At 69.6% G+C, this 13,211-nt stretch carries 11 protein-coding genes; 8 read left to right on the top strand and 3 right to left on the bottom strand.

All coding sequences use genetic code 11. The features are described 5' to 3' along the window. The first annotated feature begins 27 nt into the window (after window positions 1–27). From ACP56T_RS04125 to ACP56T_RS04105, 5 genes are all read left to right on the top strand, one after another. On the top strand, window positions 28–2,694 hold the full coding sequence (locus ACP56T_RS04125; protein WP_430910831.1) for a hybrid sensor histidine kinase/response regulator: 2,667 nt from the start codon (window positions 28–30) through the stop codon (window positions 2,692–2,694). A gap of 26 nt (window positions 2,695–2,720) precedes the next feature. Continuing rightward, entirely contained in the window at window positions 2,721–3,209 is a 489-nt protein-coding gene (locus ACP56T_RS04120) for a chemotaxis protein CheW (RefSeq protein WP_430910830.1), read from the top strand. A 23-nt stretch (window positions 3,210–3,232) separates the two neighbouring features. Next, window positions 3,233–3,616: a response regulator gene (locus ACP56T_RS04115; RefSeq protein WP_430910829.1), complete on the top strand. Its 384-nt coding sequence runs from the start codon at window positions 3,233–3,235 to the stop codon at window positions 3,614–3,616. A gap of 111 nt (window positions 3,617–3,727) precedes the next feature. Further along, window positions 3,728–4,882, top strand: a complete 1,155-nt coding sequence (locus tag ACP56T_RS04110) for a protein-glutamate methylesterase/protein-glutamine glutaminase (RefSeq protein WP_430910828.1) — start codon at window positions 3,728–3,730, stop codon at window positions 4,880–4,882. Then, window positions 4,879–5,757, top strand: a complete 879-nt coding sequence (locus ACP56T_RS04105; protein WP_430910827.1) for a CheR family methyltransferase — start codon at window positions 4,879–4,881, stop codon at window positions 5,755–5,757. The genes ACP56T_RS04110 and ACP56T_RS04105 overlap by 4 nt, the downstream gene beginning before the upstream one ends. A 224-nt stretch (window positions 5,758–5,981) precedes the next feature. Here the strand turns inward: ACP56T_RS04105 and ctrA are convergent, their stop codons facing one another. After that, window positions 5,982–6,683: a response regulator transcription factor CtrA gene (ctrA, locus tag ACP56T_RS04100; RefSeq protein ID WP_238274571.1), complete on the bottom strand. Its 702-nt coding sequence runs from the start codon at window positions 6,681–6,683 to the stop codon at window positions 5,982–5,984. A 432-nt stretch (window positions 6,684–7,115) separates the two neighbouring features. Here ctrA and fliI point away from each other — a divergent pair, with 432 nt between their 5' ends. The 3 genes from fliI (at window position 7,116) to ACP56T_RS04085 (ending at window position 10,189) form a co-directional block, all read left to right on the top strand. Then, window positions 7,116–8,471 (top strand): flagellar protein export ATPase FliI, encoded by a 1,356-nt coding sequence (fliI, locus tag ACP56T_RS04095; protein ID WP_430910826.1) that lies wholly within the window; start codon window positions 7,116–7,118, stop codon window positions 8,469–8,471. Window positions 8,472–8,532: 61 nt separating this feature from the next. Then, window positions 8,533–8,940, top strand: coding sequence for a flagellar export protein FliJ (fliJ, locus tag ACP56T_RS04090; protein WP_430910825.1), 408 nt, complete (start codon window positions 8,533–8,535; stop codon window positions 8,938–8,940). Window positions 8,941–9,118: 178 nt separating this feature from the next. After that, a complete protein-coding gene (locus ACP56T_RS04085) occupies window positions 9,119–10,189 on the top strand; it encodes a lysylphosphatidylglycerol synthase domain-containing protein (RefSeq protein WP_430910824.1) in 1,071 nt (356 codons plus the stop codon). A 282-nt stretch (window positions 10,190–10,471) separates the two neighbouring features. Here ACP56T_RS04085 and ACP56T_RS04080 read toward each other — a convergent pair whose 3' ends face one another. Together ACP56T_RS04080 and ACP56T_RS04075 are read right to left on the bottom strand one after the other, a co-directional pair. Beyond that, on the bottom strand, window positions 10,472–12,676 hold the full coding sequence (locus ACP56T_RS04080; protein ID WP_430910823.1) for a 3-hydroxyacyl-CoA dehydrogenase NAD-binding domain-containing protein: 2,205 nt from the start codon (window positions 12,674–12,676) through the stop codon (window positions 10,472–10,474). A 39-nt stretch (window positions 12,677–12,715) separates the two neighbouring features. Then, window positions 12,716–13,198 carry a hypothetical protein gene (locus ACP56T_RS04075; protein WP_430910822.1) on the bottom strand — a complete coding sequence of 161 codons (483 nt, stop codon included), beginning with the start codon at window positions 13,196–13,198 and terminating at the stop codon, window positions 12,716–12,718. Between the last annotated feature and the right edge of the window lie 13 nt (window positions 13,199–13,211).

Below are 13,211 nucleotides of genomic sequence, written 5' to 3'. Positions count from 1 at the left end.
GTCGTGCTGCGTGAACGAGTACCGTCGATGGACGATCTGCTGCGTGAATTTCTGACCGAGAGCGGAGAGCACCTCGATACGGTCGACACCGAGCTCGTGAGGTTCGAGCAGGATCCGAACAACCAGCGGATCCTGAGCAACATCTTCCGGCTCGTTCACACCATCAAGGGCACCTGCGGGTTCCTCGGCCTGCCGCGCCTCGAAGCGCTGGCGCATGCCGCCGAGACCCTGATGGGCAAGTTCCGCGACGGCCTGCCGGCGACCTCGGCGAGCGTCACCCTGATCCTCTCGACCCTCGACCGCCTGAAGGCGATCCTGGCCGATCTCGAGGCCACCGGCGCCGAGCCGGCCGGATCGGACGAGGACCTGATCGGCGCCCTCGAGCGCATGGCCGAGGCGCCCCCCGAGGCGGCGGCGCCCAAGCCCGAGATCGTGCTGCCGGCCCCCGTCGAGCGCGAGTTGAAGCCCGGCGAGGTCTCTCTCGACGACCTGGAGCGCGCCTTCAACGAGGCGCCCGGCCCGGACGACTTCCCGGCGCCCGTGATGGAGGCCGCCGCCCCGCCGCCTCCGCCCGTCGTCGAGGCGCCCGTTCAGCACAAGGCGCCCGCCGCCGAATCCGCGCCGGCCTCGGGGGAGGGCGAGGGCGGTGCGCTGGCGAAGGTCCAGACCATCCGCGTCAACGTCGACACCCTCGAACACCTGATGACCATGGTGTCCGAGCTGGTGCTGACGCGCAATCAGCTCCTCGAGATCGCCCGCAAGCACGACGACACCAGCTTCAAGGTGCCGTTGCAGCGCCTGAGCCACGTCACCGCCGAGTTGCAGGAAGGCGTGATGAAGACGCGCATGCAGCCCATCGGCAGCGCCTGGCAGAAGCTGCCGCGCGTGGTGCGCGACCCCTCGGCCGAACTCGGCAAGCAGATCGACCTCGTGATGGTCGGCGCCGAGACCGAGCTCGACCGTCAGGTGCTGGACCTCATCAAGGACCCGCTCACCCACATGGTCCGCAACTCGGCCGATCACGGCCTGGAGCCGACCTCGGAGCGCGTCGCCGCCGGCAAGCCCGGACGCGGCACCATCCGCCTCGCCGCCTATCACGAGGGCGGCACGATCACGATCGAGATCGCCGACGACGGGCGCGGCCTCAACCTGCCGGTGATCCGCAAGAAGGCGGTCGAGCGCGGCGTCGCGACGGCGGCCGAGATCGAGAAGATGAGCGACGCGCAGGTCGCGAAGTTCATCTTCCATCCCGGCTTCTCGACGGCCAAGGTCATCACCTCGGTGTCCGGCCGCGGCGTCGGCATGGACGTGGTCAAGACCAATATCGAGACCATCGGCGGCATCATCGACATCAACACCGAGCTCGGGCGCGGCACCACCTTCACCATCAAGATCCCGCTCACCCTCGCCATCGTCGCCGCCCTGATCGTGCGGGCCGGCGCGCAGCGCTTCGCCGTGCCGCAGGTGGCCGTCCTCGAACTGGTGCGGGTCGGCGACGGCTCGAGCCAGCGCGTCGAGCGCATCAACGGCTCGCCGGTGCTGCGCCTGCGCGAGCGGCTGCTGCCCATCGTGACCCTGACGGGCTTGCTCGGACAGAGCGGCGACGCCCAGGCTGAGAGCGGCTTCGTGGTGGTGGCCCAGGTCGGACGCCAGCGCTTCGGCATCCTCGTGGACGAGGTCTTCCATACGGAGGAGATCGTCGTGAAGCCGATGTCGACCAAGCTGCGGCACATCCCGCTGTTTGCCGGCAACACCATCCTCGGCGACGGCGCCGTGGTGCTCATCGTCGACCCGAACGGCATCGCCCGGCAGGTCAGCCAGGGCGCCCAGGGCGCCGCCGCCATGGGCGAGGCCGAGACCGAGGAGGCCGCCGCCGGCGACGCCACGGCGACGCTGCTGGTCTTCAAGGGCGGCGTCGGCGCCTACAAGGCGGTCCCGCTCTCGCTGGTCACGCGCCTCGAGGAGGTCGACGCGAGCAAGGTCGAGTGGCTCGGCGGACGGCCGCTCATCCAGTATCGCGGCCGCCTGATGCCGCTGGTGCCCGCCGACAAGGACATCCAGATCCGCACCGAGGGCACCCAGGCGCTGGTGGTCTTCTCGGACGGCGACCGCTCCATGGGCCTCGTGGTCGACGAGATCGTCGACATCGTCGAGGACCGGCTCGACATCGAGATCACCACGGACCGCTCCGACCTCATCGGCTCGGCGGTGCTGCGCGGCCGGGCGACCGACATCATCAACATCGCCCACTTCCTGCCGCTCGCCTACGACGACTGGGCCAAGGGACCGGCCAAGGCCGAGAAGCGCGGCGCGACCCTGCTGCTCGTGGACGATTCCTCGTTCTTCCGCGACATGCTGACCCCGGTCCTCAAGGCCGCCGGCTTCACGGTGCTGGCCGCCGCCAGCGCCGAGCAGGGGCTCGCCATGCTCAAGGCCGACGCCCGCATCGACGTGGTGGTGGCCGATGTCGAGATGCCCGGCCGGGGCGGCCTCGATCTCGTCGCCGACATGCGCGCCGGCGATCCCCGCCTCGCCGGGATGCCGGTGGTCGCCCTGTCGAGCGCCATCGGCAACGACCTGATCGCGCGGGCTCGCGGCCTCGCGGTCGCCGACCTCGTGGCGAAGTTCGACCGGAGCGGCCTGATCGCGGCGCTCTCCGAGATCGGCGGCGCCGACATGGCGCAGGCCGCCTGATCCCACCCATCCGGAGCACGACGCCCATGCAGGCCGCCAACGCCAACGCCTCCCAGGAGGCCGGTGCCACCAACGACTACGTGACCGTCTTCATCGGCGAGACCATGTTCGGGCTCGCCATCGACCGGGTCCACGACGTGTTCATCCCCGCCGGCATCACGCCCGTGCCGCTGGCGCCCCCGGAGATCGTGGGGCTGCTCAACCTGCGCGGACGGGTGGTCACGGCGATCTGCCTGCGCCGCCGGCTCAGCCTGCCGCAGGCCGAGACCGGCACGGGGGGGATGGCCATCGGCCTGGAGCAGGCCGGCGAGACCTTCGCCCTCGTGGTCGACGGGGTCGGCGAGGTGCTCAAGCTCGGCGCCGACACCCACGAGCCGGTGCCGATCAACCTCGACGCCCGCTGGCGCGGCGTGGCGCTCGGCGTCCACCGCCTCGACGGACGCCTGCTCGTCATCCTCGACATCGACGCCGTGCTGGCCTTCGCGACGGACGGATCCGTCGCCAGCGCCGCCTGATCCCGGCCAGAGAGACAGAGACCATGCAGACCTGCCTCATCGTCGACGATTCTGCCGTCATCCGTAAGGTCGCCCGCCGGATCATGGAGGGCCTCGGGCTGACGGTCAGCGAGGCGGAGGACGGCGTGAAGGCCCTCGCGCTCTGCGCGCAGGCCATGCCGGACGCCGTTCTGCTCGACTGGAACATGCCCAACATGGACGGCTACGCCGTGCTCAAGGCGCTGCGCCAGTCGCCGGACGGCCACCGTCCCAAGGTCCTGTTCTGCACCACGGAGAACGATGTCGGCGCCATCGCCCGCGCGCTGCATGCGGGCGCGGACGAGTACATCATGAAGCCCTTCGACCGCGACATCCTGCGCGACAAGCTGGAGCAGGTCGGCCTCGCGCGCGAGGCCGACGCCGCCTGATCCGGCCGCAAGGCCCAAGGGTCGGGCGTCCTCGGCGCCCGGCCCGTTCGACCGCGACACCGGCGGCCGTTCCATAGCGGTGGCATTTCCAGAAAAAGAAAGTCGAGACAGATGCTGGCCGCCCCCGTCATGCCCACCCACGACGCCGGATCGGCCAGCCGAATCCGCGTGCTGATCGCCGACGATTCCGCGGTGGTGAGGGGCCTCGTGGCCCGCTGGATCGGGGATGCCGGCTTCACCGTGGTGGGCACCGCCGCCAACGGCCGCCTCGCCATCGAGATGATGGCGCGCCAGGACCCCGACGTGGTGCTGCTCGACATCGACATGCCCGAGCTCGACGGCACGCAGGCGCTGCCGCGCATCCTCGCGATCAGCCCCGGCGTGCAGGTCGTGATGATGTCGACCCTGACGACGCGCAACGCCGACATCTCCCTGAAATGCCTGGCGCTCGGCGCCGTCGACTACATCGCCAAGCCCGAGAGCAATCGCGGCGTCACCACCTCCGACGCGTTCCGCAACGAGCTCGTCGAGCGCGTGCGCACCTTGGGAAGCGCGCGCGGCGCCAGGCGCGCTCCGGCGCCGGTCTCCGCGCTGGCCCCCCGCCCCGGAACGCCCGCTCCCGCGCCCGTCTCGCGCCTCTCCGGCGCCACCACCCTGCGGCCCAAGCCCCGCACCGTGACGCCCCCGAAGGTGCTGCTGATCGGCTCCTCGACGGGCGGCCCGCGCGCCGTGGGCGAGGTTCTGGAGAAGATCGGCGCGGCGACCCTGCGGCGGATCCCGACCCTGATCGTCCAGCACATGCCGCCGGTGTTCACGGCGGTGTTCGCCGAGCATCTCGGCGCCCGCACCGGCATTCCCGCCGCCGAGGGCAAGGCCGAGGAGCGCCTGGTGCCCGGACGCATCTACGTGGCGCCGGGAGGCCGCCACATGAAGCTCGCGGGAGGCCGCGAGCCGGTGATCCGCCTCGACGACGGGCCGCCCGTGAATTTCTGCCGCCCGGCCGTCGACGTGCTCTTCAACGACGCGGCCGCCCTGTACGGCCCGGCCACCCTCTCCGTGATCCTGACCGGCATGGGCTCGGACGGCACCAACGGCGTGCGCTCGCTCGGCGACGCCGGCGGCATGGTCCTCGTCCAGGACGAGGCGACGAGCACCGTCTGGGGCATGCCGGGCAGCGCCGCGAAGGCGGGCCTCGCCCACGCCATCCTGCCGCTCGGCGAGATCGGCGCGGCCCTGCGCTCCCTCATCGGCGGAGGCGCAGCATGACCGATCTCGATTTCGACTTCATCCGCACCTACCTGAAGCAGCGCTCCGGCCTCGCGCTCACGCACGAGAAGCGCTACCTCGTGGAGAGCCGCCTCGGGCCCGTCTGCAAGCGCTTCAACCTCGCCTCGCTGAGCGACCTCGTGGGGGCGCTGCGGCTCTCCCGCGACACCGCCATGGAGCGGGCCGTGGTCGAGGCGATGACCACCAACGAGACCTTCTTCTTCCGCGACCGGGTGCCGTTCGACCTCTTCCGCGACGTGCTGCTGCCGCAGGCGATCCAGCGCAAGGCGGCCCAGCGGCGCCTGCGCATCTGGTGCGCCGCCTCCTCCACGGGGCAGGAGCCGTATTCCCTTGCCATGCTGGTGCAGGAGGCCGCTCCCAGGCTCTCCGGCTGGCAGGTCGAGATCGTGGCCACCGACCTCTCCACCGAGGTTCTGGAGAAGGCCAAGCTCGGGCTCTACAGCCATTTCGAGGCGCAGCGCGGGCTGCCGGTCCAACTCCTGCTGAAATACTTCGCCCAGGTCGGCGAGCAGTGGCAGATCTCCCCTGCGATCCGGCAGATGGTCGGCTACCGGCAGCTCAACCTGCTGCACGGGTTCGAGGCGCTCGGCGCCTTCGACATCATCTTCTGCCGCAACGTGCTGATCTATTTCGACGCCCCGACCAAGGCCGACATCCTCGGCCGGCTCGCCGCGAGCCTCCAGCCCGGCGGCGCGCTGCTGCTCGGCGCCGCCGAGACGGTGATCGGGCTCACCGACAAGCTCGTGCCGAACCCCGATCATCGCGGGCTCTACGTCCACGGCCAGTCCGGGACGGTCGCCGCCGGCGCCGCTCCGGCGACCGTTCCTCCGCTGCGGGCGGTCGGCTTCCGCTGATCCCGTCGCCGGCCACGCGCCGGCCGGTCCTTCCTCCAAGCCGACTCCGCTTCCTCCGCCGGGCGCGCCCTTCTCCTCAAAGGCGCGCCCGGTGCGTTTTGCGGGGGCCGCCACCCGGACCGTCACGCGGGGACTTTTCCATCTGCGCCGCCCAGCAAAAAGCCCCGCCGAAGCGGGGCCGATGCAGTCGCGAAGGCTGGGGGGAGGGGAGTGCGCCGGGCGGCTCAGACCGCCATGCGCTCCTCGCCTTCGACCGGCTCGCGGAGCACGTAGCCGCGTCCCCACACGGTCTCAATGTAGTTCTTGCCCTGGGAGGCGTTGGCGAGCTTCTTGCGCAGCTTGCAGATGAACACGTCGATGATCTTGAGCTCCGGCTCGTCCATGCCGCCGTAGAGATGGTTCAGGAACATCTCCTTGGTGAGGGTGGTGCCCTTCCGCAGCGAGAGGAGCTCCAGCATCTGGTACTCCTTGCCGGTGAGGTGGACGCGCGATCCCGCGACCTCGACGGTCTTCTGATCGAGGTTCACGATCAGGTCGCCGGTGGTGATGACGGACTGGGCGTGGCCCTTCGAGCGGCGCACGATCGCGTGGATGCGGGCGACGAGCTCGTCCTTGTGGAAGGGCTTGGTGAGGTAGTCGTCGGCGCCAAAGCCGAGGCCCTTCACCTTGTCCTCGATGCCGGCGAGGCCGGACAGGATCAGGATCGGGGTCTTCACCTTCGCCACGCGAAGGCTGCGCAGAACCTCGTAGCCCGACATGTCGGGAAGGTTCAGGTCGAGCAGGATGATGTCGTAGTCGTAGAGCTTGCCGAGATCGACGCCCTCCTCACCGAGATCGGTGGTGTAGGTGTTGAAGTTCTCGGACTTGAGCATCAACTCGATGCTCTGCGCCGTGGCGCTGTCGTCCTCGATCAGAAGTACGCGCATCGTCGATCCCCAGCCCAGCTCAGCGCGACCGTGTCTGCGTTCGGACACGTCCTGCCCGTCGCCCGCCACCGGCCTGTGGACGGACGTCCTTTCGTCATTGACGTGAAACGCTATGCGTTAATCGTTAACAAAACCTGATTCTCGTCCGCAAGCGCTCGTTTCGATTTTCGTGGTCGCGGAGGGTAATTTGTCGGCTGTCCGGGAGTTCCGGATCGGTCCGCGCGCCCCTGCCGCGCCGCTGTCCCGACGCAAGTGCCTCAACCGACTCGATCCGCTCCGTCCCGCCGCGGAGTGTTGCTCGAATGCAATACTCCTCCGGCGATTTGAAGCGGGGTGGAAGACCCCCGCTCCGGTCCGACGAAACGGCCCGCTGTCGGCCTGTTCGGGGCAGTGTTAAGGAGCCCGGTAAACGAAACGTTGAGAGGCGCGTCGATGTCCGACGATCGGCCGGGTTTCGCGGGCATAAGCCTCGGCTCCGCCCTGGCGGCCCTCGAACGCGTCTCGACGCTCGAGACCTACGGGCGGGTGGTGGCCATTCGCGGCCTGCTGGTGGAGGTCGCGGGGCCGGTCTCGGCCATGCGGCTCGGCGGGCGTCTCGACATCGAGGGCGCCGGCAAGGCGGGCCTCGTGCCCTGCGAGATCATCGGCTTCTCGGGGGACCGGGCGCTCGCCATGCCCTTCGGCTCCCTGGAGGGGGTGCGGCGCGGTTGTCCCGCCTTCGTGCGCGACGAGGCGGCCGGCGCCATCCGCCCGTCGTCCGGCTGGCTCGGGCGGGTCGTCGACGCGCTGGGAAGGCCCGTGGACGGGCTCGGGCCGCTGCCCCAGGGCCCGGACATCTACCCGCTGCGGGCGGACCCGCCGCCGGCCCATGCGCGCCGCCGCGTCGGCGCGCCGCTCGATCTCGGCATCCGCTGCATCAACACCTTCCTGACCATGTGCGCCGGGCAGCGCATGGGTATCTTCGCGGGCTCGGGCGTCGGAAAGTCCGTGCTGCTCTCGATGCTGGCGCGCTACACGGCGGCGGACGTGGCGGTGATCGGCCTCGTCGGCGAGCGCGGCCGCGAGGTGCAGGAGTTCCTACAGGACGATCTCGGTGCCGCGGGCCTCGCCCGCTCCGTGGTGATCGTGGCGACCTCCGACGAGCCGGCGCTCATGCGCCGCAACGCGGCTTATGTGACCCTCAGCGTCGCCGAGCATTTTCGCGATCAGGGCGCCAAGGTGCTGTGCATGATCGACTCGATCACGCGCTTCGCCATGGCCCAGCGCGACATCGGGCTCGCGGCGGGCGAGCCGCCCACCGCCAAGGGCTACACGCCGACGGTGTTCAGCGAGCTGCCGCGCCTGCTGGAGCGGGCCGGCCCAGGCGTAGGGGAGGGGACGATCTCGGCCCTGTTCACGGTGCTGGTCGAAGGCGACGACCACAACGAGCCGGTGGCGGACGCCGTGCGCGGCATCCTCGACGGCCATATCGTCATGGAGCGGGCCATCGCCGAGCGCGGGCGCTATCCGGCCATCAACGTGCTGCGCTCGGTCTCGCGCACCATGCCGCGCTCCTGCGATCCGGGCTTCCTGCCGGTGGTGCGGCGCGCCCGGCGGGTGCTCTCGACCTATGCCGACATGGAGGAGCTGATCCGTCTCGGCGCCTACCGGGCCGGCGCCTCGCCCGAGGTCGACGAGGCGGTGGCGCTGATGCCCGATCTGGAGGCTTTTCTCGGGCAGGGTAAGGAAGAAGCAACCTCCATCGGCGAGGGTTACGCACGGCTCGCCTCGATCGTGGGCGGTCCGTGAGCGGCTCCTCGGGCGTAGAAGACCCCGCGGGGCGCGCCTGTTGCGTGGAGTGTGCGTTCCCATGAAATCGCGAGACACGCTGATCCGGCTGCGGCGCTTCCAGGTCGACGAGAAGCGTCGCCGGGTGACGCAGATCGAGATGATGATGGCCGACTTCAACCGGATGGCCACCGAGCTCGACCGCGAGGTGACGCACGAGGAGAGCCGCGCCGGCATCACCGACGTCGCCCATTTCGCCTACCCGACCTATGCCCGCGCTGCCGCCACGCGCCGAGACAACATGCGCCAGTCCGCCGCCGCCCTCGAAGGGCAGCTCGCCGAGGCCAAGGCCGAGTTGGGCGAGGCGTTCGAGGAGCTCAAGAAGGTCGAGATCCTCGAGGATCGCGAGCGCGGCGCCGAACGCGCGGCGGAAGCCGCCCGCGAGCAGGCCGCCATGGACGGCATCGGGCTCTCGCGCGCCCGCGCCTGATCCTCGAAAGGCTGTCCTCCGCCGAATCCGAACTCTCCTGCCGCGGCGAGGCGCCACGGCACGAAACCGTCATGATCGCCTGACAAGACGCCCCCCACCGGGGCCGCAGGGGCTCGCTTGCGGTTCGCGCGGGCGTGGCGCATCAGAGGGGCCCGATCCGCAGGCGCGTCCCGTATCCATGAAGAAGATCAGCGAATTCCTCTGGCCGCTCGTCGGCCTCGCCGCGGTCGTGATCTCCGGATACTTCCTCTACCAGGAGCTGAAGACCACCTCGCTCTCGGCGATCTGGGCGGCGATCCAGGCGATCCCGCCGCACCGCATCCTGCTGGCCGCCCTCTCGACGCTGGTCGCCTACGCGGCACTCGCCTGGTACGACCGCATCGCCCTGATGCATCTCGGCGTGCGCCACATCTCGTGGTTCTTCGTCTCGGTCTGCTCCTTCACCACCTACGCGCTCTCGCACAATATCGGCGCCTCGGTGTTCTCGGGGGCGCTGGTGCGCTACCGGGCCTATACCGCCAAGGGCCTGAGCGCCGCGCAGGTCGCCGTGCTGGTGGCGCTGTGCTCCTTCACCTTCTTCCTCGGCACGGTGCTGCTCGGCGGCATCGTGCTGGTGATCGACCCGCAGCTTCTCTCCCGCCTCGAAGGCCGGCTGCCGGGCTTCCTCACCGATCCGAAGACCGCGCTTGTGGTCGGCTGCGGCATGCTCGGCTTCGTGGCGCTCTACGTGGTCGGCTCGATCCTGCACATGCGGCCGCTGACGATCCGGTCGTTCAAGCTCGAATATCCGCGTCCGGCGATCATGGGGCGCCAGCTTCTCGCCGCGCCGCTGGAGCTGCTGGGTGCCGCCGGCATCCTCTACTTCGCCCTGCCGGAGGGCATGAACCCCGGCTTCATTCCGGTGCTGGCGATCTTCCTCGCCTCGTTCTCGGTGGCGCTCGCCTCGCACGCGCCGGGCGGGCTCGGCGTGTTCGAGATCGTCTTCATCACGGCGATGCAGATCACCGACGCGGCCCAGAAGGACGCCATCATCGCGGCGGTGATCGTCTTCCGGATCTTCTACTTCTGGATCCCGGCGGTGATCTCGGTGATCGTCGTGCTGCTCTACGAGCGCGGTCGGCTGGCGAACGCCATCGGCGGAGCCGCCGTGGTGCCCAGCTCCGTGCCGGACGCGCCTGTGGTGGCGCCGGGTGTCGAGCACATGGACCCGCACCGCATCGAGGAACGGCTCGAGGAGAAGGCCGTCTGATAGCCGTTTCCGGTCGGGGCGTTCGGCTACGCGCGCCTTCCCTCCCCCCTCTGCGGGGGAGGGTGGCCCTTGCGTCAGCGAGGGTCGGGTGAGGGGAGCGACCTTTCCGGATGCGGCGCTCTCCTCACCCGACCCGCTTCGCGGGCCACCCTCTCCCGCAGAGGGGAGAGGGAGAAGGAGCGACAATCGATCAAATCGTCTCGCCACCTCTGCCGGCAAAACGAAAAAAAGCCGCCCGATCGGGCGGCCTTTCTCGTTCGCGGATGCTCGAAGCCGCCTTCCTCAGGCCGCCTTCGCGCGGGCGGCGTCGCCGTAGAAGCTGCCGCCCCGCTCGGCCATGTCGAGGAGGTTCTGCGGCACGGCGAAACGCTCGCCATGCTTGGCCTCCAGGTCGCGGGCAATCTCAACGAAGCGCTTGGCGCCCATGAAATCGATATAGGACAGCACGCCCCCGGTGAACGGCGCGAAGCCGAAGCCGAGGATCGAGCCGACATCCGCCTCGCGCGGGTCGGTCACGACGCCCTCGCCCACGGTGCGGGCGGCTTCCAGCGCCTGCACCACGAGGAAACGGTGCTTCAGCTCGGCGACGTCGATCCCGTCGGGGTCGAGATGGGTCGGCTGCATCTCCTTGAGGCCGGGCCAGATGCGCTTCGACGCACCTTCCGGGTAGTCGTAGAAGCCCTTGCGGTTCTTGCGGCCGAGCCGGCCCTGGCCCTCGACCATCTCCTCCAGGAGCGCCTTCTGGCCGCCGTCGACCGCGCCGGCGCCGAGCTGCGCCTCCGTGGCCCTGGCGATCTTGAGGCCGAGATCGAGCGCGACCTCGTCGTTGAGCGAGAGCGGACCCACCGGCATGCCGGCCATCTTGGCCACCGTCTCGATCATGGTGGCGGGCACGCCCTCCAAGAACATCTTGTGGCCTTCTAGCAGGTAGGCCGTGACGCAGCGGTTGGCGAAGAAGCCGCGCGAGTCGTTGACGACGATGGGCGTCTTCCTGATCGCCCGCACGTAGTCGAGCGCCACCGCCACGGCGCGGTCGCCGGTGGCCTGTCCCCTGATGATCTCGACGAGCATCATCTTCTCGACCGGCGAGAAGAAGTGGATGCCGACGAACTGCTCCGGCCGCCCGGACGCCTTGGCGAGGCCGGTGATCGGCAGGGTCGAGGTGTTGGAGGCGAAGACCGTCTCCGGCGAGATCACGGCCTCGACCTTGGCGATGACCTCGGCCTTCACCTTCGGATCCTCGAACACCGCCTCGACCACGAGGTCGCAGGAGGCGAGGTCCGCGTAGTCGGCGCTCGCGGTGATGCGGGCGAGGAGCGCGTCGCGGTCGGCGGTCTTGGCGCGGCCCTTGTTGATCTGGTTGGTGACGAGGGTGTGCGCGTAGGACTTGCCCTTCTCGGCCGCCTCGACCGACTGGTCGACGAGCACCACCTCCATGCCGGCATTGGCAGTGACATAGGCGACGCCCGCGCCCATGAAGCCGGCGCCGACGACGCCGACCTTGCGGATGCTCGTCTGCGGCACGTCCTTCGGGCGGCGCGCGCCCTTGTTCAGCTCGCCCATGGAGAGGAACAGCGTCCGGATCATCGCGGCCGCCTCGCTCGTGCGCAGGATATGCGCGAAGTAGCGGCTCTCGACCTTGAGGCCGAGATCCATGGGAAGCTGGAGACCCTCGTAGACCGCGTGCAGGATGGCCTTGGCGGCCGGGTAGTTGTCATGCGTCTCGCGGCGGTAGATGGCGTTGGCCGGGGGCCAGATCATCATGCCGGCGGGCGAGTAGACCTTGCCCGAGGGGGCCTTGAACTTCGGCACGTCCCAGGGCGCCACCGCCGAGCCGCCGCCGAGGATCCAGGCCTTCGCCTTCGCGACGATCTCGGCCTTGGGGGCGACCTCGTGGACGAGGCCCATGTTCTTCGCCATCAGCGGGCGGAGCTGCTCGCCCTTGAACAGCATCTGAAGGGCATCGCCCGTCTGCATCAGGCGTGCGACGCGCTGCGTGCCGCCGCCGCCGGGGAAGAGCCCGACCTTGATCTCCGGCAGGCCGACGCGGGTCTTGTCGTCGTCCGACAGCACCCGGTGGTGGCAGGACAGGGCCAGCTCGAAGGCGCCGCCGAGGCAGAGGCCGCTCACCGCCGCCGCGAAGGGCTTGCCGCAGGTCTCCAGCTTGCGGAAGACCAGCGACAGGCGCCGCGAGCCGTCGAAGAGATGGGTCATCGCCGCCTCCTCGCCCTTCTCGCGCTTGAGCCGGGCGAACTCGCCGCCGAGGCTCTGGAGCATGGTGAGGTCGGCGCCGGCGGAGAAGTTGTCCTTCCCCGAGACGATGACGCAGCCCTTGATCGCGGGATCGGCGACGACCGCGTCGACGATGCGCTCGAGCTCGTCCATCACCTCCATGGAGATGACGTTCATGGAGCGGCCGGGCATGTCCCAGGTCGCCAGCGCGATCCCGTCCGTGTCGGTCTCGAAGCGGAAATTCGTCAGGTTCATCGCTGGTCCTCGGGGTTGGGCCGGCCGTCCGTCGCGCGCTCAGCGCGCGGGCACGGGGGGAGCGCCGGCCTTGCTCGGATCGTCGCCGGCGGCGGCGAGGGTGAGCAGGTTGATGAGCTGGGTCACGGAGTTCTGGGAAATCGCCGTCACCGTCGAGGACGGGTCGGCGTTCAGCGTCTGGAACTTCTGGTAGGTCTTGTCGTCATAGATTTCGTTGAGATGCTTCAGCTCGTCGAGGCTGAACTTGTCGGCGTATTCCTTCGACAGGCCGTCGATCATCAGCGTGCGCTGCTTGTCGAACTCGGCATTGGCCTGCTTGCGGACCTCCTCCGCCTTGGCGTCGGGCATCGAGGCGATGGTCTTCGACAGGGCGACCGAGAATCCGCTCTCGAGGTTCTTGATCACGGTCTTGCCGACGAGGGTCTTGGCCTGGGCCGTGCGGTCGGCGGCGTCGTCCGCGCGGGCGGCGAGAGGGGCGGCGAGGGCGGCGGTCAGGCAGAGGGCGGCGAACAAGCGGGCCATTGCGGCGTGTCTC

Source organism: Methylobacterium endophyticum, assembly GCF_050591105.1.
Taxonomy (GTDB): Bacteria; Pseudomonadota; Alphaproteobacteria; order Rhizobiales; family Beijerinckiaceae; genus Methylobacterium.
The sequence above is the reverse complement of the archived record's forward strand: the minus strand, read 5'-3'. Positions and strand labels throughout refer to the sequence as shown.

Bases quoted from the DNA above. Each gene is read 5' to 3' on its own strand.
- ACP56T_RS04125 (WP_430910831.1), top strand. From the start codon at position 28: ATGGACGATCTGCTGCGTGAATTTCTGACCGAGAGCGGAGAGCACCTC.
- ACP56T_RS04120 (WP_430910830.1), top strand. From the start codon at position 2,721: ATGCAGGCCGCCAACGCCAACGCCTCCCAGGAGGCCGGTGCCACCAAC.
- ACP56T_RS04115 (WP_430910829.1), top strand. From the start codon at position 3,233: ATGCAGACCTGCCTCATCGTCGACGATTCTGCCGTCATCCGTAAGGTC.
- ACP56T_RS04110 (WP_430910828.1), top strand. From the start codon at position 3,728: ATGCTGGCCGCCCCCGTCATGCCCACCCACGACGCCGGATCGGCCAGC.
- ACP56T_RS04105 (WP_430910827.1), top strand. From the start codon at position 4,879: ATGACCGATCTCGATTTCGACTTCATCCGCACCTACCTGAAGCAGCGC.
- ctrA (WP_238274571.1), bottom strand. From the start codon at position 6,683: ATGCGCGTACTTCTGATCGAGGACGACAGCGCCACGGCGCAGAGCATC.
- fliI (WP_430910826.1), top strand. From the start codon at position 7,116: ATGTCCGACGATCGGCCGGGTTTCGCGGGCATAAGCCTCGGCTCCGCC.
- fliJ (WP_430910825.1), top strand. From the start codon at position 8,533: ATGAAATCGCGAGACACGCTGATCCGGCTGCGGCGCTTCCAGGTCGAC.
- ACP56T_RS04085 (WP_430910824.1), top strand. From the start codon at position 9,119: ATGAAGAAGATCAGCGAATTCCTCTGGCCGCTCGTCGGCCTCGCCGCG.
- ACP56T_RS04080 (WP_430910823.1), bottom strand. From the start codon at position 12,676: ATGAACCTGACGAATTTCCGCTTCGAGACCGACACGGACGGGATCGCG.
- ACP56T_RS04075 (WP_430910822.1), bottom strand. From the start codon at position 13,198: ATGGCCCGCTTGTTCGCCGCCCTCTGCCTGACCGCCGCCCTCGCCGCC.